This is a genomic window from Streptomyces sp. NPDC056486, from assembly GCF_042795295.1.
In the GTDB taxonomy this organism is placed as follows: domain Bacteria; phylum Actinomycetota; class Actinomycetes; order Streptomycetales; family Streptomycetaceae; genus Streptomyces.
Genome location: NZ_JBHTSF010000078.1, coordinates 378 through 23693 on the forward strand (window position 1 = coordinate 378; position 23316 = coordinate 23693).

At 71.3% G+C, this 23316-nt stretch carries 19 protein-coding genes and 1 pseudogene; 13 read left to right on the forward strand and 7 right to left on the reverse strand.

The genetic code is table 11. The annotated features are described in order from the left end of the window. A pseudogene (locus ACFQ7F_RS27035) lies at nt 1-1101 on the forward strand (hypothetical protein); the annotation flags it as partial. 9 nt (nt 1102-1110) lie between these two features. Beyond that, nucleotides 1111-1929 carry a tetratricopeptide repeat protein gene (locus ACFQ7F_RS27040; protein WP_383275309.1) on the forward strand — a complete coding sequence of 273 codons (819 nt, stop codon included), beginning with the start codon at nt 1111-1113 and terminating at the stop codon, nt 1927-1929. 95 nt (nt 1930-2024) lie between these two features. On the opposite strand, the gene ACFQ7F_RS27045 is transcribed toward ACFQ7F_RS27040, so the two are convergent. Then, complete coding sequence (locus ACFQ7F_RS27045; protein WP_383275212.1) at nt 2025-3302, reverse strand: DUF1015 domain-containing protein; 1278 nt, start codon at nt 3300-3302, stop codon at nt 2025-2027. 72 nt (nt 3303-3374) lie between these two features. Between ACFQ7F_RS27045 and ACFQ7F_RS27050 the strand changes: the two genes are divergently transcribed. After that, on the forward strand, nt 3375-4403 hold the full coding sequence (locus ACFQ7F_RS27050; RefSeq protein ID WP_383275215.1) for an HAD hydrolase-like protein: 1029 nt from the start codon (nt 3375-3377) through the stop codon (nt 4401-4403). A gap of 130 nt (nt 4404-4533) precedes the next feature. On the opposite strand, the gene ACFQ7F_RS27055 is transcribed toward ACFQ7F_RS27050, so the two are convergent. Then, nucleotides 4534-5367, reverse strand: a complete 834-nt coding sequence (locus ACFQ7F_RS27055; RefSeq protein ID WP_383275218.1) for a siderophore-interacting protein — start codon at nt 5365-5367, stop codon at nt 4534-4536. Further along, nucleotides 5367-6338, reverse strand: a complete 972-nt coding sequence (locus tag ACFQ7F_RS27060) for an ABC transporter substrate-binding protein (protein ID WP_383275221.1) — start codon at nt 6336-6338, stop codon at nt 5367-5369. Before ACFQ7F_RS27060 ends, ACFQ7F_RS27055 begins: the two co-directional genes overlap by 1 nt. Nucleotides 6339-6445: 107 nt before the next feature. On the opposite strand from ACFQ7F_RS27060, the gene ACFQ7F_RS27065 reads away from it, so the two are divergent. From ACFQ7F_RS27065 to ACFQ7F_RS27075, 3 genes are read left to right on the forward strand one after another with little or no spacing between them, the layout of a single operon-like run. Beyond that, on the forward strand, nt 6446-7489 hold the full coding sequence (locus ACFQ7F_RS27065) for a FecCD family ABC transporter permease (protein WP_383275224.1): 1044 nt from the start codon (nt 6446-6448) through the stop codon (nt 7487-7489). Continuing rightward, nucleotides 7486-8514 (forward strand): FecCD family ABC transporter permease, encoded by a 1029-nt coding sequence (locus ACFQ7F_RS27070; protein ID WP_383275227.1) that lies wholly within the window; start codon nt 7486-7488, stop codon nt 8512-8514. The genes ACFQ7F_RS27065 and ACFQ7F_RS27070 overlap by 4 nt, the downstream gene beginning before the upstream one ends. Continuing rightward, the gene (locus tag ACFQ7F_RS27075) at nt 8511-9437 is read left to right on the forward strand and encodes an ABC transporter ATP-binding protein (RefSeq protein WP_383275230.1); all 927 of its coding nucleotides are present in this window, start codon (nt 8511-8513) and stop codon (nt 9435-9437) included. The genes ACFQ7F_RS27070 and ACFQ7F_RS27075 overlap by 4 nt, the downstream gene beginning before the upstream one ends. On the opposite strand, the gene ACFQ7F_RS27080 is transcribed toward ACFQ7F_RS27075, so the two are convergent. Then, nucleotides 9421-9768: an SCP2 sterol-binding domain-containing protein gene (locus tag ACFQ7F_RS27080; RefSeq protein ID WP_383275233.1), complete on the reverse strand. Its 348-nt coding sequence runs from the start codon at nt 9766-9768 to the stop codon at nt 9421-9423. The two genes, ACFQ7F_RS27075 and ACFQ7F_RS27080, sit on opposite strands and share 17 nt — an antisense overlap. A gap of 42 nt (nt 9769-9810) precedes the next feature. On the opposite strand from ACFQ7F_RS27080, the gene ACFQ7F_RS27085 reads away from it, so the two are divergent. From ACFQ7F_RS27085 to ACFQ7F_RS27095, 3 genes are read left to right on the forward strand one after another with little or no spacing between them, the layout of a single operon-like run. Then, the gene (locus ACFQ7F_RS27085) at nt 9811-10158 is read left to right on the forward strand and encodes a hypothetical protein (RefSeq protein WP_383275236.1); all 348 of its coding nucleotides are present in this window, start codon (nt 9811-9813) and stop codon (nt 10156-10158) included. Nucleotides 10159-10165: 7 nt separating this feature from the next. Continuing rightward, a complete protein-coding gene (locus ACFQ7F_RS27090) occupies nt 10166-10981 on the forward strand; it encodes a TlyA family RNA methyltransferase (RefSeq protein ID WP_383275239.1) in 816 nt (271 codons plus the stop codon). 11 nt (nt 10982-10992) lie between these two features. Then, nucleotides 10993-11898, forward strand: coding sequence for an NAD kinase (locus ACFQ7F_RS27095; RefSeq protein WP_383275312.1), 906 nt, complete (start codon nt 10993-10995; stop codon nt 11896-11898). Between the two features lie 135 nt (nt 11899-12033). Here ACFQ7F_RS27095 and ACFQ7F_RS27100 read toward each other — a convergent pair whose 3' ends face one another. Beyond that, nucleotides 12034-13383, reverse strand: a complete 1350-nt coding sequence (locus tag ACFQ7F_RS27100; RefSeq protein ID WP_383275242.1) for an FtsX-like permease family protein — start codon at nt 13381-13383, stop codon at nt 12034-12036. A gap of 264 nt (nt 13384-13647) precedes the next feature. Between ACFQ7F_RS27100 and recN the strand changes: the two genes are divergently transcribed. The 3 genes from recN to ACFQ7F_RS27115 all read left to right on the forward strand — a co-directional run bounded on the left by recN (nt 13648) and on the right by ACFQ7F_RS27115 (nt 17567). Next, entirely contained in the window at nt 13648-15375 is a 1728-nt protein-coding gene (gene recN, locus ACFQ7F_RS27105) for a DNA repair protein RecN (RefSeq protein WP_383275315.1), read from the forward strand. 34 nt (nt 15376-15409) lie between these two features. Further along, complete coding sequence (locus ACFQ7F_RS27110) at nt 15410-16216, forward strand: hypothetical protein (RefSeq protein ID WP_383275245.1); 807 nt, start codon at nt 15410-15412, stop codon at nt 16214-16216. A gap of 214 nt (nt 16217-16430) precedes the next feature. Then, nucleotides 16431-17567: a glycosyltransferase family 4 protein gene (locus ACFQ7F_RS27115; protein ID WP_383275248.1), complete on the forward strand. Its 1137-nt coding sequence runs from the start codon at nt 16431-16433 to the stop codon at nt 17565-17567. Between the two features lie 42 nt (nt 17568-17609). Here ACFQ7F_RS27115 and ACFQ7F_RS27120 read toward each other — a convergent pair whose 3' ends face one another. Continuing rightward, nucleotides 17610-19253, reverse strand: coding sequence for a PucR family transcriptional regulator (locus ACFQ7F_RS27120; protein WP_383275251.1), 1644 nt, complete (start codon nt 19251-19253; stop codon nt 17610-17612). A 185-nt stretch (nt 19254-19438) separates the two neighbouring features. Further along, the gene (locus tag ACFQ7F_RS27125) at nt 19439-21250 is read right to left on the reverse strand and encodes a glycoside hydrolase family 15 protein (protein ID WP_383275254.1); all 1812 of its coding nucleotides are present in this window, start codon (nt 21248-21250) and stop codon (nt 19439-19441) included. Nucleotides 21251-21662: 412 nt separating this feature from the next. On the opposite strand from ACFQ7F_RS27125, the gene ACFQ7F_RS27130 reads away from it, so the two are divergent. Beyond that, nucleotides 21663-23312, forward strand: coding sequence for a CTP synthase (locus ACFQ7F_RS27130; RefSeq protein ID WP_383275257.1), 1650 nt, complete (start codon nt 21663-21665; stop codon nt 23310-23312). Nucleotides 23313-23316: the final 4 nt, after the last annotated feature.

Consider the following 23316-nt stretch of genomic DNA (forward strand, 5'->3'; position numbering starts at 1 on the left):
CGTGACGACAACCGTGGTGGCGGCAGTGGTGGCGGTGGCGGTTACCGCGGGCGCGATGACCGTGGTGGCAGTGGCGACCGTGGTGGGTTCCGCCGCGATGACCGCTCGACCTCCGGTGCCCCGCGCCGTGACGACCGTCCGAGCTCCGGTGCTCCGCGTCGTGACGATCGCAGTGGCGGCGACCGTCCCCAGTTCCGGCGCGACGACCGTCGAGATGACCGTGGTGGCGACCGCGGTGGTGACCGTGGCGGCTTCCGTCGTGACGACAACCGTGGTGGCGGCAGTGGTGGCGGTGGCGGTTACCGCGGGCGCGATGACCGTGGTGGCAGTGGCGACCGTGGTGGGTTCCGCCGTGACGACCGCTCGACCTCCGGTGCCCCGCGCCATGACGACCGCAGTGGCGGTGGGCGTCCTCCGTTCCGCCGCGATGACCGTTCGACCTCAGGTGCTCCGCGCCGTGACGACCGCAGTGGCGGCGACCGTCCCCCCTTCCGCCGGGATGACCGGCGTGACGACAACCGGGGCGGTGGTGAGCGCGGTGGCTTCCGCCGTGACGACAACCGTGGTGGCGGCGGCGAGCGTCCCGGCTTCCGCCGTGACGGCGATCGTCCGGGGTTCCGGCGCGATGACCGCCGTGATGACAACCGTGGTGGCGGCGATCGTGGTGGCGACCGCGGTGGTGACAACCGTGGTGGCTTCCGGCACGATGACCGCCGTGACGACCGTCGCGACGACCGGCCCCGTGGTGGCGACCGTCCCGGTTTCCAGCGCGATGACCGGCGTGATGACAACCGTGGCGGCGGCGACCGTGGCGGTTTCCGCCGTGACGACCGCGGCGGTGACCGCGGTGGGTTCCGTCGTGACGACAACCGTGGTGGTGGCGACCGGCGCGATGACCGCGGTGGTGACCGTGGCGGCTTCCGTCGCGACGACAACCGTGGCGGCAGCGGCGACCGTGGTGGCTACCGTGGGCGCGATGACCGTGCGCCGCGGCGTGACGACAGCCGTGGTGGGCGGCCCGGCGGCTTCGGCCGCGACGACAGCCGTGGTGGCGGCGACCGTGGTGGCTACCGCGGGCGTGACGACCGTGACCGCGAGCCCATCAAGCGGCTGCCGATCCCTGATGACGTCACGGGCCGCGAGATCGACAAGGGCGTACAGCAGGAGCTGCAGAGCCTTCCCAAGGGGCTCGCTGAGGATGTCGCCAGGAACCTGGTGATGGTCGCCAACCTCATCGACGAGGACCCCGAGCAGGCGTACGCTTACTCTCGGGTCGCACTGCGGCTCGCCTCGCGTGTTGCCGCCGTACGGGAGGCCGCGGGCTTCGCCGCGTACGCGACCCAGAACTACAACGAGGCGCTCGGCGAGTTCCGGGCGGCCCGGCGGATGACCGGCAGCGTCGAGCTCTGGCCCGTCATGGCGGACTGCGAGCGCGGTCTTGGCCGGCCCGAGAAGGCGCTGGACATGGCCGGTGCGCCCGAGGTGCAGAAGCTGGACAAGCCGGGGCAGGTCGAGATGCGTCTCGTCGCCGCCGGTGCGCGTCAGGACCTGGGGCAGATCGATGCCGCCATCGTCACCCTGCAGGGTCCCGAGCTGGCGTCGAACTCGGTCCAGCCGTGGACGGCGCGGCTTCGCTACGCGTACGCCGACGCGCTGCTCGCCGCGGACCGTGAGGACGAGGCGCGCGAGTGGTTCGCGAAGGTCGTCGAGTCCGACAAGGACGGCAGCACCGACGCGTCGGACCGTCTCGCCGAGCTGGACGGTGTCGAGTTCGTCGACGCGCTTCAGGACGACGCCGAGGCGCCGGTCTCGGAGCCCGTGGTCGCCGACGTCACCCCCGTCCAGGAGGACGAGGACGAGGATGATGACGAGGCCGATGACGAGGACGAGCTGGACGATGATGACGAAGACGACAACGGCAAGGTCTGAGCGCTGACCTAGTCGCCTGGTCACCCAGGTGCAGACAACGGGCGGGACCCCTCAGGGGATCCCGCCCGTTGTCGTATGCGCGTGCTGCGGAAGGTTCAGAAGTCCAGGCCGCGCAGGACCAGGCCCGATGCCGGCTTGGGGCCGAAGGACGTGGACTTGCGGGGCATCGTGACCCCCTGGCGGGCCAGGTCGCGTACGACCTCTTCGCGGACCGGGTGCATCAGGACGGCCGTGCCGCCGTCGCGTTCCGCCTTCTCCACGGTCGCCGCGGTGTCGTGGATGTACGCGATGTGCTCCGGGGCGTCCGGAATCTTCCAGATGTGGTCGAGGAGCGTGGAGTGCAGGACCGTCGCGTCCAGGGTGCGCCAGGCCTCAGGCGGGTCCGCCGGGATCGTACGGGCGAGGAGGTCCGGGGACGGGCGGTCGATGAGGTGGAAGCCGCCGTCACCCGCTAGGAGGAAGGCGTTGCTGTCGGCTGCGGCCTCGGCAAGCGCTTCGAGGGCGCGCGGCAGGGGGCCTTCGACGGTGCGTATGCGGAAGGAGTCCGTGAGGGCCGCGAGGGCGTCGGGGACCGGGAGCCGGTGCAGGTAGCGGTGGATGGAGCGGACCCGCAGGGGGTAGCGCGCGGTGTCCACCAGGAGGACCAGGCCGTAATCCCAGGGGCTGGGTGACGGGTGCTCCGAGCGCAGCCGGAGAGTGGTTGCCCAGCGGTGGTGTCCGTCCGCGATCAGAGCCTGACGGCGGAGGAGATCTGTCTGGATCTCGGCGAGGTCTGCGGGGTCGGTGATCGCCCACAAGCGGTGACTGAAGCCGTCCTCCGTGGTCGTGGAGAGGAGAGGCTCGGTCTCCACCGTGCGCTCGACGACTGCCGTCGCGCCCGTGGTGTCGCCGTTGGAGCGGTACGTCAGGAGCAGCGGTTCGAGGTTGGCGCTCGTCGCGCGCATCAGGCCCGCGCGGTCCTCCACGACGTGGGGCATGACGCCTTCGTGAGGCAGGACGATGCCTTCCTCGGCCTCGGAGAGGCGCAGGGCGCCGATGACGCCGCGCTGCAGGATGTCGGCGTCGCGCTGTTCGTAGACGTAGAGGCTGGGCTTCGGGTCGGGCGCCAGGATGCCCTGGGAGAGCCAGGCCTGCAGGGTCCCGGCTGCCTGTTCGTTGCGGGCCGCCGGAGTGGTGGCCTGGGGGAGGATAAGGCGGACGATGTTGTGCGGGTCGGCGGACTCCAGGTGGAGCAGTCCGTCCGGCCGTACGACCACGTCGTACGGCGGGGACGTCACGGCGGCAAGGCTGCCGACCCGTTCGGGGACGTAGCGCACGCCTCGGAACGGGATCAGGTCGAGGCCTTGCTCGTCGGTATGACCCGCTGCGTTCATTGCTGCATCGTATGTGTGTCAGTGGCATGAGCGATGATCGGGGGAGTGGGTTCGATCGAGGAGCGATGCGTAATGAGCCAGACCGTCAGGACACGGCCCGAGGGCAGCCGGAATGTGCTGAGTGAGGCGTATGACACGGCGCTGCTCGACCTGGACGGGGTGGTGTACGCGGGCGGGCACGCGATCGCTCACGCCGTTGATTCGCTCGGGACGGCCCGCGCGGGCGGCATGCATCTCGCGTACGTGACGAACAACGCGCTGCGCACGCCGGACGCGGTGGCCGAGCATCTGACGGAGCTCGGCATTCCGACCGGGGCATCGGACGTCATCACGTCCGCGCAGGCGGCGGCGCGCCTTGTGAGCGAGCAGGTGCCCGCGGGCGCGCGGGTGCTTGTGATCGGCGGGGAGGGGCTGCGGGTCGCGCTGCGGGAGCGCGGTCTCGAGCCGGTGGAGTCGGCGGACGACGGTCCTGTGGCGGTCGTGCAGGGGTACGGCGGTCCCGACATGGCGTGGGGTCGGTTCGCCGAGGCCTGTTACGGGATCGCGCGCGGGCTGCCGTGGTTCGCGTCCAACACCGACCTGACGATTCCCGGTGCGCGGGGCATCGCGCCGGGCAATGGCGCGGCGGTGGAGGTCGTACGCATCGCGACGGGCGCGGAGCCGCAGGTGGCGGGCAAGCCGCTGCCTCCGATGCACCGCGAGACGATCCTGCGGACGGGCGCCGAGCGGCCGTTGGTCGTGGGGGACCGGCTCGACACGGACATCGAGGGCGCGTTCAACGGCGAGGTGGACTCGCTGCTCGTCCTGAGCGGGGTCACGGACGGCGCCCAGCTCCTTGCGGCCCCGCCCGAGCACCGGCCGACGTATGTGGACGCGGACCTGCGCGGCATGCTGACCGGGCAGCCCGAAGTGACTCCGGCGGAGGACGGTTTCAGCTGCGGAGGGTGGACGGCGTCGGCGCGGGGGCAGGAGCTGGTGCTCGACGGCGAGGGCGAGGCACTGGACGGGCTGCGGGCGCTGTGTGCGGCGGCGTGGACGGCGGCGGGGGACGGGAAGTGCACGCTGGATGGGGAGAAGGCGTTGTCGCAGTTGGGGGTGTAGCGGCTCGGAAGGTGGCGGTGTCGAGCCGGGGGGCTCGGCCGCCCGCTCAAGGGGGAAGCCCCGGCCGGCGGGCGGACGGACGGGGCTTCGGTCAGGGGTGGGGCAGAGGGGATAGGGGGACAGTGGAGGGTCAGGCCGTTTCGTTGCGGTCGATCAGCTCGTCCGTGGTGGTGCCCTTGCGCCAGTAGCCGGAGAAGCAGATCCGCTTGCGGTCGAAGTCGCGGTCACGGACCAAGTGGCGGCGGACCGACTTGACCGTTGCCGACTCGCCCGCGACAAAGGCGTACGGGGTACCCGAAGGCAGTTCCGCGGCCTGGATCGCCGGCGGTGTCCCGCCTTCCTTCGTGAGCCACGTGATCTCGGCGTCGGCCTTCGTCGGCAGTTCCTGCTTGTCCGCCAGGTCGTGGACCTCGATCCAGACGCGGGTCGGCGTGGCGGGCGGGAGCGTCTCCAGGATGGCCGCGATCGCCGGGAGCGCGGACTCGTCGGCGCTCAGGAGGACCCAGTCGGTGTCCTGAGGCGGCCTGAACTCGTACGCGCCGTTTTCCTCCTCGATCGGGGCGAGCACGCCGATCCGGGCCCCGGGCCGGGCGTTCCGTGCCCAGCTGGTGGCCGGGCCGTCGAAGGGCGAGGGAGCCGGGCCGTGGACCGCGAAGTCGACGATCAACTCATCGGGGTCGCGGCGCAGTTCACGCGTGGTGTAGGTGCGCATGATGCCCCGGACATCGGGATCGAGGGCACACCAGTCGGCGTACCAGTTGGCCGCGTTCTCGCCCGTCGTGTCCGGCATGACGGGGGCGTCCTGCCCCGGATGCGGCAGGAAGACCTTGATGCGCTGGTCGCGGCCCGCCGACGCCATCCCCGCCAGACCGTCGCCGCCGAGGGCCACGCGGATCATGGCGGGGGTGACGTACTCGGTGCGCAGCACGTGGACATCGAAGAGGTGGTAGGGGGATGCAGTCATCAGGTGAGCCTCTTCGACTTCTCTATGGCGGCGGCGAGTTGTTCGAGCACGGGGGCGTAACCGGCGTAGCTGTAGCGCTCCTCCATGGACCACGGCACGGTCTGGCCGGCCTTGACGGCGGGGAGCAGCGCCCAGGTGGGTTTCTTCGCGAGCTCCTTGGGCGGCATCGCGCTCGTACGGTTGTCGATCATGATGAGGTCGGCGTCGTACTTGTCGGCGTTCTCCCAGCTGAGGAACTCCCAGAAGCCCCACTCGTCGCTCTTCTTGCCCTCGACGAACTCGACGCCGAGGTCCTTGAAGTAGTTGAGGTCGCAGTAGGAGTCCGGCACGGCGACGTACATCTGGTCGGCGTCACCGGTCATCGCGAGGACCTTCAGGCCGCGGTTGGCCTTCGCCGCCTTGCGCAGAGTCCGTTCGGCCTTGTCGAAGCGGGCCTTGGCGGCCCGCACCTTCTCCGTCCGGAGGTCCCCGCCGAGGGACTGAGCGAGCTCGGTGTAGCGCTTCAGCGGTTCCAGGAGCGAGGCGCGGGCGCCCTTGATACCGACGGTGGGCGCGAGTGACTCGATCTTCTTGGCGCCTTCCTCGGGGACGAACCAGAGAGCGGGCGGCGGGAACATGTTGCTGATCAGGAGATCTGGCTTGAGGCCCGCGTACTTCTCGATGTTGAACTGGCCCCAGGACTCGCCGAGGCTCGTCAGTTTGCCGACATCGAGATCGCCCGCCTGAGGATTGGGCTTGCCGTCCACCGGCTTGGAGGGGCCGAAGACTCCGGTGCACGCGACGCCGTAGTCGTGCAGGGCGGCGGCCGTACTGATGAAGGCGACGATGTTCTTCGGGGTGTGGCCGACCTTGGCCGTCTTGCCGCGGTCGTCCTTGAAGCTCCAGGCCGAACCGCCGTTTGACGACTTTGCGTCGCCGTCGTCGGAGCCGCATGCTGTCAGGAGTCCGCCGATGCCGAGGGCGACGCTCATGCCCAGGAAGCCACGCCGGGGCAGAGCAGGAGGTATCGGGCGGCGGACGCGCATAGGTGTTGCTTCTCTCGTCGAAGTCAAGTGCGAGGGTAGGCTAACCTAACCTGGTGTTGGTCGACAGTCCCCCCGAAGCCGGCGCGGAGACCGCTCCCGCGCCTCCCAACCGCCGCGCGATACGCACCGCCGGGCTCCTCGTCTCGGTCTGTGTGCTGCTGCTCGTCGTCGTGGCGAGCATCGCGGTCGGTGCCAAGCAGATGTCCCTGGACCAGGTCTGGCACGGCCTATTTCAGGACACCGGGACGTACGGCGATGTCGTCGTCGGAGAGCGGCTCTCGCGGACGCTGCTCGGAGCGCTCGTCGGTGTGGCCCTGGGCCTCGCCGGAGCCGTCCTGCAGGCGCTGACACGCAATCCGCTGGCCGACCCGGGGCTGCTGGGCATCAACCTCGGTGCGTCGGCCGCCGTCGTCACCGCCATCAGCTTCTTCGGCGTCACCTCGCTGAGCGGCTATGTCTGGTTCGCCTTCGCAGGAGCGGCAGTTGTCGGCGCCGCCGTCTACGCCCTGGGCGGCACGCGCAATGCGACCCCGGTGCGCCTCGCGCTCGCCGGTACCGCGCTGAGCGCCGCCCTCTACGGCTATCTGCAGGCCGTGATGATCACGGACAACGCCGCGCTCAACAAGATGCGCTTCTGGACGGTCGGTTCCCTGGCATCGGCCAAGACCGAGACCATCCTGCAGGTCCTGCCCTTCCTGGTGATCGGCATCGTGCTCGCCCTCGGCCTCGCACGCCCGCTCAACGCCATGGCCATGGGCGACGACACCGCCCGCGCGCTCGGCGCCCATCTGAACCGCACCCGCGCCCTGTCCATGGCCGCCGCGACCCTGCTCTGCGGAGCGGCGACCGCGGCCTGCGGCCCCATCATGTTCGTCGGCCTGATGGTGCCGCACGTCGTGCGCTCCTTCACCGGTCCCGACATGCGCTGGATCCTGCCGTACGCGGCGATCCTCTCGCCGGTGCTGCTGCTCGGCGCCGACGTCGTCGGGCGCGTCGTCGCGCGGCCCGCGGAGCTGCAGGTCGGCATCATCACCGCGTTGATCGGCGCTCCGGTCTTCATCTTTCTCGTACGACGGCGGAGGCTGGCTCAGCTGTGAAGGCGATACGCACCCGGGGCGGTTTCAGCCTCCGACTCGACGTCCGCACGGCCGTGGTCGTCGCCGTGCTCATCGTGGCCGCGCTCGCCGCGAGCGTCGTCCTGATCGGCACCGGCGACTTCTACATCCCCACCGCCGACGTCATCCGCACCCTGCTCGGCAACGGAGACGCCGGGCAGGAGTTCATCATCAACGACCTGCGACTTCCGCGGGTCCTGGTCGGTCTCCTGGTGGGCGCCGCGCTCGGTCTCGGCGGCGCGATCTTCCAGTCCATCTCGCGCAACCCGCTGGGCAGTCCCGACATCCTCGGCCTCGGCCAAGGGTCCACCGCGGGCGCGCTCATCATGATCGTTCTCTTCCAGGGCACCGCGGTGCAGGTGGCGGGCGGCGCGCTCGTGGGCGGTCTGGTGACCGGCTTCGCGATCTATGTGCTGGCCTGGAAACGCGGCGTGCACGGATTCCGGTTCGTCCTGGTCGGCATCGGCGTCTCCGCCTTCGTCACCGCCATCAACGGCTACCTGCTCACCAAGGCGGACATCGTCGACGCGGCGCGTGCCGTCGTCTGGATGACCGGATCCCTCAACGGGCGGGACTGGGAGCAGGTCTGGCCCCTGCTCATCCTCTGCGCGATCCTCGTACCGCTCGTCATGACGTACGCCCGTCCGCTGCGGATGCTGGAGATGGGCGACGACGTCGGGTACGCGCTCGGCGTGCCCGTCGAGCGCACCCGCATCGTCCTGATGGCCTCGGCCGTCCTGCTCACCGCGGCGGCCACCGCGGCGGCGGGCCCCGTCAGCTTCGTCGCGCTCACCGCGCCGCAGCTCGCCAGGCGGCTCACCCGCTCGCCGGGGCCGAACCTGCTGCCCGCGATGTTCATGGGCGCCACTCTGCTCATCGTCGCGGACTGGGCCTCGCAGCGGGCCTTCGGCGCCGATCAGCTGCCCGTCGGCGTGGTCACGGGCGTACTCGGCGGCATCTACCTGTTGTGGCTCCTCGTCATCGAGCGCAAGGCGGGGCGGATATGAAGACGCGCACAAAGACGGATACGAACACCTCTGAGAGCACCGACAGGCAGGAGCGTGCCGCAGTGAACCGGCTCATCGCGGACGGCGTGACCCTTGGCTACGACCAGCGCGTCATCGCGGAGAAGTTGTCCGTCGAGATCCCCGACAACTCCTTCACGGTGATCGTCGGCCCGAACGCCTGCGGCAAATCCACCCTGCTGCGTGCTCTGTCCCGGATGCTCAAGCCCTCGGCGGGCCGTGTCCTGCTCGACGGGAACGTCATCCAGTCGATGCCCGCGAAGAAGGTGGCGAGGACGCTCGGCCTGCTCCCGCAGTCCTCCATCGCGCCCGACGGGATCACGGTGGGCGACCTGGTGGCGCGCGGGCGCTATCCGCACCAGGGGCTCCTTCGCCAGTGGTCGGCGGACGACGAGCGGATCGTGGGCGAGTCGATGGCGTCGACCGGCGTCGCCGAACTGGCCGATCGCTATGTCGACGAACTCTCGGGCGGGCAGCGCCAGCGCGTCTGGATCGCGATGGCGCTCGCGCAGCAGACCCCGCTGCTGCTCCTGGACGAGCCGACGACGTTCCTCGACATCCAGCACCAGATCGACGTCCTCGACCTGTGCGCCGACCTCCACGAGGAGCAGGGCCGCACGCTGGTCGCCGTCCTGCACGACCTCAACCACGCGGCCCGCTACGCCACCCACCTCATCGCCCTGCGCGACGGCGCGGTCGTCGCCGAGGGCGCGCCGTCCGACGTCGTCACGACGGAGCTGGTGCGCGACACCTTCGGGATGGACTGCCAGATCATCGACGACCCGGAGACCGGGACGCCGCTGGTGGTGCCCGCGTCACGGCGGGTACGTGCGAAGGCGGCGGCTACCGCAGCCGGGGCCGCAGCGGCCGGAGCCACAGTGGCCGGGGCTAAAGCAGCGACCTGAGGCGGAGCATGTCGCGCAGGCCCGCCTCCAGCTTGACCCGTCCTGAGGCCCACGCCTTCGCGAAGTTCAGCTCGCCGTCCACCATCGCCACCAGATCGTCGCCGGCCATCGCGAGACGGATCTCGGCCTTGTCGCGAGGAGGACCGGGGTGTGTGTCCAGCACCGTGATCCGGCCGTTCTGGAGGCGGCCCGTGAAGGTCACGTCAAGATCGGTGATGCGGCAGCTCAGCGAGCGGTCGAGCGCGGCAGCGCTGCGTGCGCTGCCTTCAGCGCCCGCCAAGTTGTCCGAGAGTTTGTCGAGCGCCGTGCGGCACTCTTCGATCGTCGCCATCGTGATCGACGGTACCGCAGCGCTTCGGGGTAGCGTCGGGGCATGAGCGACTCGATGCCGGGCCCCGAGCCTGAGCCGGTGGAGCCCGGGGCCGCGGAAGCCGCGGCGGAGGCGGAGACGTACGACCCCGTCGGACCCGCGCCCCTCGGGGTGGAGCGTGCCCCGACCGGTGACGCCGAGGTCGACGGCCTCCTGGGGCGTCTCGGCGACGCCGACCACCTCGCCACGGACGGCCACATCGAGGTGTACGAGGATGTACACCGGGGACTGCGGGACGCGCTGACCGCGCTCGACGCACGCCCCGGGCCGCCGGCGCCCTCACCCATGGGGACGCCCGAGGCCTCGTCCCCGCAGTCACCCCCGCACTCACCCCCGTACAACAGGAGCTGAACAGAACGTGGCAGGAGTGGCACGCCGCCGCCTCGACGCCGAACTGGTCCGCCGCAAGCTGGCGCGCTCGCGCGAGCACGCGAGCCAGCTGATCGCCGCAGGACGGGTGACCGTCGACAAGAACACCGCGACGAAGCCCGCGACGCAGGTGGAGACCGCTGCCGCCATCGTGGTCGCGAGCGACGACAGCGATCCCGACTATGTCTCGCGCGGCGGCCACAAGCTCGCGGGCGCGTTCGCCGCGTTCGGGCCGCAGGGCCTGGTCGTCGAAGGGCGGCGCGCGCTCGACGCGGGCGCGTCCACCGGTGGCTTCACCGATGTGCTGCTGCGGGCCGGAGCCTCGGGCGTCGTCGCCGTGGACGTCGGGTACGGCCAGCTCGCCTGGTCGCTGCAGAGCGACGACAGGGTCACCGTCAAGGACCGTACGAACGTACGGGAGTTGACGCTGGACGCCATCGACAACACCCCTGTCGACCTGGTCGTCGGCGACCTCTCGTTCATCCCGCTCGGCCTGGTGCTTCCCGCCCTCGTGCGGTGTGCCGCCCCGGACGCGGACCTGGTCCTGATGGTCAAGCCGCAGTTCGAGGTCGGCAAGGAGCGTCTGGGCACCGGCGGTGTGGTGCGCAGCACGGAACTGCGGGCCGACGCCGTACGCGGCGTGGCCCGCCAAGCGTGGGGGCTCGGGCTCGGTGTGCGTGGCGTGACTGCGAGCCCGCTGCCTGGACCTTCCGGAAATGTCGAGTACTTTCTGTGGCTGCGTGCCGGGGCGCCTGAACTCGACCCGGCGGACGTTGACCGTGCCGTGGCGGAGGGGCCCCGTTGACTCAGACCCGAGTGACCCAGACCCGAGCTCGTACTGTTTTCCTGCTCGCGCACACCGGACGGCCTGCCGCCATCCGCAGTGCCGAACTCGTCGTCCAGGGGCTGCTTCGCAGCGGCATCGGCGTACGGGTCCTCGAGGCGGAGGCGGCCGATCTGCCGCTGCCGCCTGAGGTCGGCACGGTGAAGGAGGCCACCCCCCAGTGCCTCGACGGCTGTGAACTGCTCGTCGTCCTCGGCGGTGACGGCACGCTGCTGCGTGGCGCCGAGTTCGCCCGGGCCTCAGGGGTGCCGATGCTCGGCGTGAACCTGGGCCGGGTCGGCTTCCTCGCCGAGGCCGAGCGCGACGACCTCGACAAGGTCGTCGACCGGGTGGTGACGAAGGCGTACGAGGTCGAGGAGCGGATGACCATCGACGTCGTCGTGCACAGCAACGGCGATGTCGTGCACCGCGACTGGGCGCTCAACGAAGCGGCCGTGCAGAAGATGTCGGCCGAGCGGATGCTCGAGGTGATCCTGGAGATCGACGGGCGTCCGGTCACCGGCTTCGGCTGCGACGGCATCGTGTGCGCGACGCCGACCGGATCCACCGCGTACGCCTTCTCCGCGGGCGGGCCCGTGGTGTGGCCTGAGGTGGAGGCGCTCCTGATGGTGCCGATCAGCGCCCACGCCCTGTTCGCCAAGCCGCTGGTGACCTCGCCGGACTCGGTGCTCGCCGTCGAGGTCCAGCCGCACACGCCGCACGGGGTGCTGTGGTGCGACGGGCGGCGGACCGTGGAGCTGCCGCCGGGGGCCCGGGTCGAGGTGCGCAGGGGCGGGGTGCCGGTACGTCTTGCGCGGCTGCATCACGCGTCGTTCACGGACCGGCTCGTCGCCAAGTTCGCCTTGCCGGTGTCGGGGTGGCGCGGGGCGCCGCACTAGCGTTCCGCTGGATGGGCGGTGATGACCTGCGGGCCGGTTGGGGCTGGTCGCGCCCACGCGGCGGAGCCGCATGAATGTCACAGCCCCGCGCCCCTTAGGGGCGCTCACGGCGCTGCCCCGTCTTGGCCCTTCAGGTCACGTTGAGCAGACCACGGATATCGCTCGCCGCCGCATCACCGATGCCACCGGCAGCCCCGTCGCAAGCAGCGTGAGCAGCAGCGTGCCCGCCGCGATCCCTGTCGGCACGGCCCATGGCAGGTGGGGGAGCGACGAGCCGAAGGCCGACTTGAGGATCGGCGCGAGCGTGCCCAGCGCGATCGCCGTGCCGAGCAGCAGCGCGGTCCCCGCGACGACCACGGCTTCCCAGGCCGCCATGGCCCGCAGCTGGGCGCGTTGGCTGCCGACCACGCGCAGCAGGGCTATGTCGCGGCGGCGCTCGAAGGAGATCATGGCGAGGGTGTTCGCCGCGGCGATCGCGGCGAAGCCCGCGTACAGACCCGTGCCCACGTAGTCGAGCCAGACCTCGCCCGTGCTGCCTGCCGAACCCGTGTAGTGCTGCGCCGTGGTGTGCATGCCGATCTTGGTCAGGCCGAAGCCCACGACCAGGACGAGCGGCACGACCGCGGCGGAGAAACGGCGGGGTTGCGAGCGGACGTTGAGCATCGCCAGGCGCGCGCTGCCGCCGAGCCGGCCCACAAGGGCGGAGACCAGCCAGGCCGCGGGCCCGATGATCCGCGGGCCGAGCAGCCCCGCGCCGACACAGAAGAGGATCAGGACGAGGAACGCCCCCTCGCTCGCCTCGTCCGCAGGCTGCTTCGACAGCAGGACCGAGACCACACACGCCCCCGCGACCGCGATCAGGCCGAGCGGCGCCCGGAGCATGCCGAGCCCCCGCCGTCCGGTCGCCGCCTCGCTCAGGGCGCGGGCCGGGCGGAGCAGCGAGAACCGCAGCGCCGAGAGGAGCGCGGCGAGCGTCGTCGTCACCACGGCCACGCCCAGGCACACCGGCAGGGCGAGCAAGGCGAACCGGAAGTGCGCCTCGGCGGGAAGCAGACCGTGCGAGACCATGCCCGCGTGCCACCACCGGGCCACGAAGCTGCCGAGGACGAAGCCGGCGAGCGCGGCCGGTATGGACGCGGCGAGGGCCTGGACGGCCACCGCACGGCGGACCTGGCGGGGCTTGGCGCCGATGGAGCGCACCATGGCCAGCTCGCGGTGCTGCTGTGTGACGGCCGTGCCCATCGTCGACGCGACCACGAATATCGACATGTAGATCGATCCGATCAGCAGGACGACGGCCATGTCGCCGACGCCGTTCTCGGTGATCTGCTCGCGTGCCCGCGTGGAGAGCCCTTCGGTGCCCGTCGCGCCGAGCATCATCGTCGATGCGCTCACCACGGTCGCCGCGAAGAGCGCGGCCACCGCCGTGCCCACGAACGCCGGGCGATGCCCGCGCAGCGCCGCCTGTGCCAGTCCCGTTCCCATATGGATCAGGGTGGGGTGCTTGGGCACCTGCGCACCAGGAGGCTGTCAGGAAGATCGTGGTGGGGTAATCCCCACCCCTGGAAACCCCAGCACTGCCCCTGGAATCCCCGCCACTGCCCCTGGAATCCCCACCCCCTGCGGGTGACAGCGTCCGTTCGGTCCGCCTTTGCCACCTGCGCCTTCGTGGAAGGAAGGTGGAAGGGAGCCAGGGCCCGTCGCACACCTGGCCCATGACCTCGTAAGGTCGTGTCCGTGTTGGAGGAGATGCGGATACGGTCGCTCGGAGTCATCGACGACGCGGTGGTGGAGCTGTCGCCGGGGTTCACCGCGGTGACCGGCGAGACCGGTGCGGGCAAAACGATGGTGGTCACCAGCCTTGGCCTGTTGCTCGGCGGACGCGCGGATGCCGCTTTGGTGCGGATCGGCGCGAAGGCCGCGGTGGTGGAGGGGCGGATCACCATGCCCGCGGGCGCCTCGGCGGCCGTGCGGGCAGAGGAAGCGGGGGCCGAGCTCGACGACGGGGCGCTGCTGATCAGCCGTACCGTCTCGGCGGAGGGGAGATCCCGCGCCCATCTCGGCGGGCGGTCGGTCCCGGTGGGGCTGCTCGCCGAACTCGCCGACGACCTCGTGGCGGTGCACGGACAGACGGACCAGCAGGGGCTGCTCAAGCCGGGGCGCCAGCGCGGGGCACTCGACCGGTACGCGGGCGACGCGGTCACCGTGCCGCTTGCCAAGTACACGGCGGCGTACCGCAGGCTGCGGGCCGTGACGACCGAGGTCGACGAGATCACCACGCAGGCACGCGCGCGGGCCCAGGAGGCCGATCTGCTGCGTTTCGGCCTCGAAGAGGTCGCGGGTGTCGAGCCACGCGCGGGCGAGGACACCGAACTGGCCGCCGAGGCCGAGCGGCTCGGCCACGCGGAGGCCCTCGCCTCCGCCGCCACGTCCGCGCACGCCGCGCTCGCGGGCATCCCCGAGGACCCGGAGGGGGTCGACGCCACGACGCTGGTGGCAGGTGCCCACCGGGCTCTTGAGGCGGTGCGTTCCCACGACCCCGCCCTGGCCGCCCTTGCCGAGCGGATCGGCGAGATCGGGATTCTCCTCGGCGATGTGGCGGGGGAGCTCGCGGGGTACGCCGACGACCTCGACGCCGATCCGCTGCGCCTCGCCGCGGTGGAGGAGCGGCGGGCCGCGCTCACCCAGCTGACCCGGAAGTACGGCGCCGACATCGACTCCGTACTCGCCTGGGCCGAGGAGGGGGCCGCGCGGCTCACCGAACTCCAGGGCGACGACGACCGTCTCGACGAGCTGACCGCCGAGCGGGACGCGCTCCGGGCGGAACTCGCGGGGCTCGCCCAGGCGTTGACCGACGCACGCCAGGAGGCGGCGTCGCGGTTCGCGGCCGCCGTCACCGAAGAGCTGTCCTCGCTCGCGATGCCGCACGCGCGCGTGACGATCGACATCAGCAGTACGGAGGTGCCCGACGGCGCGGACGGTGTGCCGGTCGACGGACGCCTCGTCGCGTACGGCCCGGCGGGCGTCGACGAGGTGGAACTCCTCCTCGCCCCCCATCCGGGCGCCCCGCCGCGGCCGATCGCCAAGGGCGCGTCCGGCGGTGAGCTGTCGCGCGTGATGCTCGCCGTCGAGGTCGTCTTCGCGGGCACGGATCCCGTTCCGACGTACCTCTTCGACGAGGTCGACGCGGGCGTCGGCGGCAAGGCCGCGGTCGAGATCGGCCGCAGGCTGGCCAGGCTCGCCAAGTCGGCGCAGGTCGTGGTCGTGACGCACCTGCCTCAGGTGGCGGCGTTCGCCGACCGGCAGTTGCTTGTCGAGAAGACGAACGACGGGTCGGTGACGCGGTCCGGCGTGCTGGTTCTCGAGGGCGAGGACCGGGTGCGGGAGCTGTCCCGGATGCTGGCGGGCCAGGAGGACTCGGAGACCGCGCGGGCGCATGCGGAGGAGCTGCTGGCGACGGCTCGGGGGGACGGGTGAGGCTTGGTCGTGCCCCAGCCCTAGGCTGGCCCGCATGATCGACCGCAAGCCCGCCCGACGCCTCACCGCTCTCCTCGCCGCAGCCGCCGTCACCCGCGCGGCCACCACCGCTTTGCGCTCACGTGCCCCCGGCGGGCCCGACCGCTGGCAGCGGAAGAACTACGCGGGGCGGGCAGTGGAGTTGTACGCCGGGCCCGCCGCCGCCCTCGGTGCGGCGGCCGGAACCGTGGCTCTGCCTGCCAGGGCCCGCGGCGCCGCCGCGTTCGCCGTGCTTGCTGCCGGGGCCTGCGGGGCGTACGACGACGTGGCGGGTGAGGGTGATCCGCGCCGGGGCTTTCGCGCGCACCTGGGGGCGCTGCGGGGCGGTGAAGTGACCAGTGGGGCCGTGAAGTTGTTCGGGGTCTGTGCGGCAGGGCTCGCCGCCGGTGCGCTGCTCAAGGAGCGGCCGGTGGACAAGCTCCTCGCGGGCGTCGTGATCGCGGGCACCGCCCACTTCGTCAACCTCGTGGACGTACGCCCGGGAAGGGCCGCCGCGACGGTGCTCGCCCTTGGGGCGCCGGGGCTGCTGCGCAAAGGCACCGCCGGGGTCTTCTCCGCGGCCTCCGTGGGGGCCGCCGCGGCCGTGCTCCCGGAGGACTTCGGGGAGCAGGCCATGATCGGCGACGCGGGAGCGCACGCCCTGGGTGCGGCACTCGGTGCCGCCATCGTCGCGGGCAACGGCCGCGCGGGGCTCGCCGCCCATGCGGCGGGTCTGGTGGCGGCCGCCGCGTACGGCGAGAGGGTCAGCGCGGCCGCGGGAAGCGGGGCCCAGCGTCTTCGTCGAGCCACGCCGAGCCCCTGAAAGCCTTCCCTCCGGCATATCCCCGCTGCAAAGATGCTGAGGGCCGCAGGCCATCCGCGGCGCTGAAACCCCGTCGTCCTCACCCGTGTGGGTGATCCGGGTCAGGGAGTTGCCCGCCCCGACACGGAAGAGACCTTTGGGTGGTGCCGGAACGTCCGTACGGACTGGCATCCTTGGCGCAGCCCCCCGACGCCGACCCAGGAGCCCCGGCTACGTGAGCCACGTGAGCAGCCACTCTCCGCACGGTCAGACCCCGCTGCACACCGTGCAAGTACTGGGCGGTGGCAGTGCGGGCAGCAGTTCCCACGTCAGGTCGCTCGCCGCGGGCCTCGCCGCGCGGGGCGTGCGGGTCACGGTCTGTGCCCCCACCGAGGCGGCCACCGCCTACGACCTGACGGGCACCGGCGCCCGGCATATCCACGTACCCCGCAGCAGCGACCCCGCGTCCGTCGCCTCCCTCCGAACGGCCTTCGCCGACGCCGATCTCGTGCACGCGCACGGGCTGCATGCCGCGCTGCGTGCGGCCCTCGCGCTCACCGGCCGCCGCATTCCCCTCGTCGTCACCTGGCACACCCGCGCGCAGGCGGAAGGGGCGCGAGCCCACGTCCTGCACCTCCTGGAGCGGCGCGTCGCCAAGGCCGCCGCCGTGGTCCTCGGCACCTCGTCCGACCTCGTCGACCGCGCCCGCAGCAGGGGCGCCCGGGACGCCCGCCTCGCCCCCGTCACGCTCCCCGCGCCGCGCGCGGCGGCCGGTACGGGCGAGGAGACCGACGGGTCCCGGCACAAGGCCCGTGCCGAAATCGGTGCCGTCGACCGGCCGTTGATCATCACGGTCGGCACGCTCGAACGGCAGCGGGGCTACGACCTCCTCCTCGAGGCCGCACGCGCGTGGCGTCACCTCGACCCCCTGCCGCTCCTCGTCATCGCCGGTGAAGGGCCCGATCGCGGCGCCCTGCAGCGGCGTATCGAGAACGAGGGTCTTCCGGTCCGGCTCGTCGGGCGGCGTGACGACGTCCCCGAGATGCTCGCCGCGGCCGATCTCGTGGTCCTGCCCAGCAGCTGGGAGTCCCGCTCCGTACTGGCCCAGGAAGCCCTGCACGCGCGCGTGCCGCTCGTCGCGACCGCTGTCGGCGGCATCCCCGAACTGGTCGGCGACGCGGCCACGCTCGTCCCGTACGGCGACGCCGAGGCCCTTGCCACCGCCGTCGCACGCCTCCTCGCCGATCCCGCGCTCAGGGAGCGGTTCAAGGACAAGGGGACGGCCCAGGCGGCGACGTGGCCGACCGAGGACGAGACGGTCGCGCAAGTGCTCAGTGTCTACGACGAGTTGACGCAGCCGCTCACCATGTAGCCCGGTGGTCGAGGTCCGCGGCCCCTACGCCACATGCCTCCTCTACGCCACATGCCTCCGCGCCCGCAGGGCCAGGCTCAGCGCGAGCACCGTCTGCGGGTCGTCCAGGTCGGTGCCGAGGAGTTCACTGATTCTGGCGAGGCGGTTGTAGAGCGTCTGGCGGTTCAGGTGCAGTTCGCGTGCCGTCTCCGCCTTGCGCCCGGCATGGGCGAGGTACGTCTGCAGGGTGGGAAGCAGCGGTGGCTTCGAGCGCCGGTCGTGGGTTCGCAAAGGGCCGATCGCGCGGTCCACGAACGCCGCGAGGGCCGAGTCGTCGTAGTTGTGCAGGCGCCAGAGGAGCAGGTCGATGTCCAGGCGCCGCGCGTCGTACCAGGGGCGGTCGGAGAGGCCCTGCGCGGCCGTCGCCGTCTCCGCCGCGTGCCGGAGTCCCGCCGAAGCCGCCGCCCAGCCGCCCGCGACCCCGACGACCACGACCGGCGGCAGCGCCCCGGCCCGCTGCATCCCCGCCCGCTCGACGCCTGCCCGCAGGGCGGTGGCGACCCGGTCGGCCACCGCGGCGCGTTCCGATTCCGAACGGAGTCCGAGAAGCAGCGGGACGCGCCCCTCGACCGGCCGTACGCCGAGCAGCACCGGCACCCCCACCGCGGCGAGCTCCTCCGCGACCGCCCGCGCGAGGACGGCCCAGCCGCCGCCGGGCGGCAGGCCGTCCGCGAGTCTCATCACGACCGGGAGCAGCGGGCTCTCGCCGGGCTTGAAGCCGAGCACCCGCGCCTGGGCGGGCGCGTCGTCGGCCAGGATCCGCCCCTCCGCCAGATCGGTCAGGAAGTCGCCCCGGCCGCGCGCGGCGAGCTCCTCCTCCTGCCGGGCCTGCATCAGGACCACCGCGAGTGAGCCCGCGGCCCGCTCGGCCGCGATCCGGTGCACCGGAAGCAGCGCGGACTCCACGGCGAGCAGCACGAGCCTGGCGCGCACCGAGCCGGCCCCGGGCCCACCGCCCGGCACGTCGACGAGCACCGCGCCCGCGGGCGGTCCGTCCTTGTTGACGGTCCGCCCCCGCAGTCCCTCCCACACCTGGAGGGGATCGGCACACTCGGTGCCCGCCCCGGCGGCGTACAGAAGCTGCCCCTCCGCCGTCTCCAGGAACACCGGGTTGCCGCTGAAGTCCGCGAGGACCTTCAGGACCTGGGGAATGCCGCCCCCGCCGAGCAGCGCCTGGGTGCAGCGCCGGTGGACCTCCTCGGCCCGCTGGAGCAGCGCGTAGTGGCCGTTGACGATCTCGGTGTGGACTTCCTCCGTGACCGTCACGAAGGGCACCTCACGGTGCAGCTGCACCAGCGGAAGGCCTGCCGCGCGCGCCGTCTCCACGATCGCCGCGGGGAGCCGCGTGAAGCGCGGGCCCAGCTCGACGACGAGTGCCGCGATGCCGCGCTCGGCGAGCTTGCGCACGAAGACGCGCTGTTCGGCGGGGCGTGCGCCCAGGCCGAGGCCCGTGGTCAGGAGCAGCTCGCCGCCCTTGAGGAGCGAGGCGATGTTCGGCACCTCGCCCGCGTGCACCCACCGCACCGTGCGCTGCAGCCGTTCCGCGCCCGCGACCACTTCCGGGAGTCCGCCGCGAAGACCCGGAAGTTCCAGGGCCCGCTGCACGGTGATCCCGCCCTGAGTGCCCTGCGTGCCCTGACTTTCCATGGGGCGGACGCTACCTGCGCATACGCCCCGGGAACATCTCCGACCGGTTACGGGAGTGATCTGTTCCGCCCGTATCCCGACAACCCGTCGCCCCGGGCATGAAACCCGGGCATGAAACGGGCATGAAAACGGACGGCGACGGGAAACCCGTCGCCGTCCGTTCCGTTCCGATCCGAGCGGCCCGACTAACCGCCGTACGCCCCGCTGGCCGTCAACCGCAGAGCCGTGTCGATCAGCGGCACATGGCTGAACGCCTGCGGGAAGTTGCCGACCTGGCGCTGCAGCCGCGGATCCCACTCCTCGGCGAGCAGTCCCAGGTCGTTGCGGAGAGCGAGCAGCTTCTCGAAGAGCCTGCGGGCCTCGTCGACGCGGCCGATCATCGCCAGGTCGTCCGCCATCCAGAACGAACAGGCGAGGAAGGCGCCTTCGTCACCCTCAAGACCGTCCACGCCCGCGTCGTCGCCGGTGGTGGGGTAGCGCAGGATGAAGCCGTCCGGTGTCGAGAGCTCCCGCTGGATCGCCTCGATCGTGCCGATGACGCGCTTGTCGTCGGGCGGCAGGAAGCCCATCTGAGGGATGAGAAGCAGCGAGGCGTCGAGCTCCTTGGAGCCGTACGACTGCGTGAACGTGTTCCGCTCCTTGTCGTAGCCCTTCTCGCAGACGTCCCGGTGGATGTCGTCGCGCAGCTCGCGCCACTTCTCCAGGGGGCCGTCCGCGTCGCCGGACTCGATGAGCTTGATCGTGCGGTCGACGGCGACCCAGCACATCACCTTGGAGTGCACGAAGTGGCGGCGAGGGCCGCGCACCTCCCAGATGCCCTCGTCCGGCTGGTCCCAGTTCGACTCCAGGTACCGGATCAGCTTCAGCTGGAGCAGCGATGCGTAGTCGCTGCGGGCGAGGCCCGTCATGTGCGCCAGGTGCAGGGCCTCGGTGACCTCGCCGTACACATCGAGCTGGAGCTGGTGCGCGGCGCCGTTGCCGGCCCGGACCGGGGTCGAGCCCTCGTAGCCGGGAAGCCAGTCCAGCTCCGCCTCGCCGAGCTCGCGCTCGCCCGCGATGCCGTACATGATCTGCAGGTTCTCGGGGTCGCCCGCCACCGCGCGCAGGAGCCACTCGCGCCAGGCGCGGGCCTCCTCGCGGTATCCGGTGCGCAGGAGCGAGGAGAGCGTGATGGCGGCGTCGCGCAGCCAGGTGTAGCGGTAGTCCCAGTTGCGGGAGCCGCCGATGTCCTCGGGCAGCGACGTCGTGGGCGCCGCGACGATGCCGCCCGTCGGGGCGTACGTCAGGGCCTTCAGCGTGATCAGCGAGCGGACCACGGCCTCGCGGTACGGGCCGTGATACGTGCAGTGCTCTACCCAGTCCTGCCAGAAGTCCTGCGTGGCCACGAGGGCGTTCTCGGGCTCGGCGGGCGCGGGCGGCTCCTTGTGCGAGGGCTGCCACGAGATGGTGAACGCGATCCGCTCACCCGGCGCGACCGTGAAGTCCGAGTACGTCGTGAGGTCCTTGCCGAAGGTCTCGGCCGACGTGTCGAGCCACACCGAGTCGGGTCCGGCGACGGCCACCGTGCGCCCGTCGACCTTGTGCACCCAGGGCACCACACGGCCGTAGCTGAAGCGCATCCGCAGGGCGGAGCGCATCGGCACCCGGCCGCTGACGCCTTCGACGATCCGCACTAGCTGCGGGGCGTCCGTGTCGCGCGGCGGCATGAAATCGGTCACGCGGACCGTGCCGCGCGGGGTGTCCCACTCGGATTCAAGGATCAGTGAATCGCCGCGGTAGGTGCGCCGCGCGGCTGTCGGCGGTGGCGCGTCGGGGCTGTGAGCGGGCCCCAGACGCCAGAATCCGTGCTCCTCCGTGCCGAGCAATCCGGCGAAGATGGCGTGCGAGTCGAAGCGGGGCAGGCACAGCCAGTCGACTGTGCCGTCCCGGCAGACCAGGGCAGCGGTCTGCATGTCTCCGATGAGTGCGTAATCCTCGATGCGCCCGGCCACGTGCATCTCCAGTCAAACGGCCACGTCGCCCTCTCGGGGCGCTCGCTCTACGGTCAAGGGTTCGCTGTAAAACGAACTGCGCGAGCCTCTTGTTCCAAGGAACGGGCGGGGGGTGGTTGCCGTTGATCGGTCCGGCTCGGCAGTGAGTGTCCGAGCAGGATACGACGCACGCCGGTCATCTGCGCGCCGCTCCCGACAACGAGGCTGCGCCGAACGGGTGAGCACCTGGTGAGGGAGTTGTGACGTAAGTGGTCGAGCGTGGCCGGAAGCAGCCTCCCTTCGTCGCTGATACCCTGGTAGCCCGTGAGCCGGTGGTCATAGAACCCCCGAACCGCAGCGACGGCACCTCCTCCAGACCCTTTGGACGGACGCCGGTACGCACCCTCCAGACCGCGACCACGGGAGCCCCCTCTTGGCCATGCAGCCCAAAGCCACGACGACCAAGCACATCTTCGTCACCGGGGGTGTCGCCTCCTCCCTCGGTAAGGGACTGACGGCTTCCAGCCTCGGCGCGCTGCTCAAGGCCAGGGGCCTGAGGGTCACCATGCAGAAGCTCGACCCCTACCTCAACGTCGACCCCGGCACGATGAACCCCTTCCAGCACGGAGAGGTGTTCGTCACGAACGACGGCGCCGAGACCGACCTGGACATCGGCCACTACGAGCGCTTCCTGGACGTCGACCTCGACGGCACGGCCAACGTCACCACCGGCCAGGTCTACTCGCAGGTCATCGCCAAGGAGCGGCGCGGCGAGTACCTCGGCGACACCGTCCAGGTCATCCCGCACATCACCAACGAGATCAAGCACCGCATCCGCCGCATGGCCACCGACGACGTCGACGTGGTCATCACGGAGGTCGGCGGCACGGTCGGTGACATCGAGTCCCTGCCCTTCCTGGAGACCGTCCGTCAGGTCCGCCACGAGGTCGGCCGCGACAACGTCTTCGTCGTGCACATCTCGCTGCTTCCCTACATCGGCCCGTCCGGTGAGCTGAAGACCAAGCCGACCCAGCACTCGGTCGCGGCCCTGCGCAACATCGGTATCCAGCCGGACGCCATCGTGCTGCGCGCCGACCGCGACGTACCGACCGCCATCAAGCGCAAGATCTCGCTGATGTGCGACGTCGACGAGGACGCGGTCGTGGCCTGCAAGGACGCGCCGTCGATCTACGACATCCCGAAGGTCCTGCACACCGAGGGCCTGGACGCCTACGTGGTCCGCAAGCTGGACCTCCCGTTCCGCGACGTGAACTGGACCCAGTGGGAGGACCTCCTGGACCGGGTGCACAACCCGGACCACGAGGTCACCGTCGCGCTGGTCGGCAAGTACATCGACCTGCCCGACGCCTACCTCTCGGTGACCGAGGCCATGCGCGCCGGCGGCTTCGCCAACCGCGCCCGCGTCAAGGTCAAGTGGGTCACGTCCGACGACTGCAAGACCCCGGCGGGTGCCGCCAAGCAGCTCGGTGACGTCGACGCGATCCTGATTCCCGGCGGCTTCGGCGAGCGCGGCGTCAACGGCAAGGTCAGCGCCATCCAGTACGCCCGCGAGAACAAGGTGCCGCTGCTCGGCATCTGCCTCGGCCTGCAGTGCATCGTCGTCGAGGCGGCCCGCAACCTCGCGGACATCCCCGACGCCAACTCCACGGAGTTCGACGCCGCGACCGCCCACCCGGTCATCTCGACCATGGCGGAGCAGCTGGACATCGTCGCGGGCGAGGGCGACATGGGCGGAACGATGCGCCTGGGCATGTACCCGGCGAAGCTCGCCGAGGGCTCCATCGCCCGTGAGGTGTACGACGGCAAGGAGTACGTCGAGGAGCGCCACCGTCACCGCTACGAGGTGAACAACTCCTACCGCGCCGAGCTCGAGAAGAAGGCGGGCATCCTCTTCTCCGGCACCTCCCCGGACGGCAAGCTCGTCGAGTACGTCGAGTACCCGCGCGAGGTCCACCCCTACCTGGTCGCCACCCAGGCGCACCCGGAGCTGCGCTCGCGCCCGACCCGCCCGCACCCGCTCTTCGCGGGCCTGGTGAAGGCCGCCGTGGAGCGCAAGACGAGCAAGTAACGCA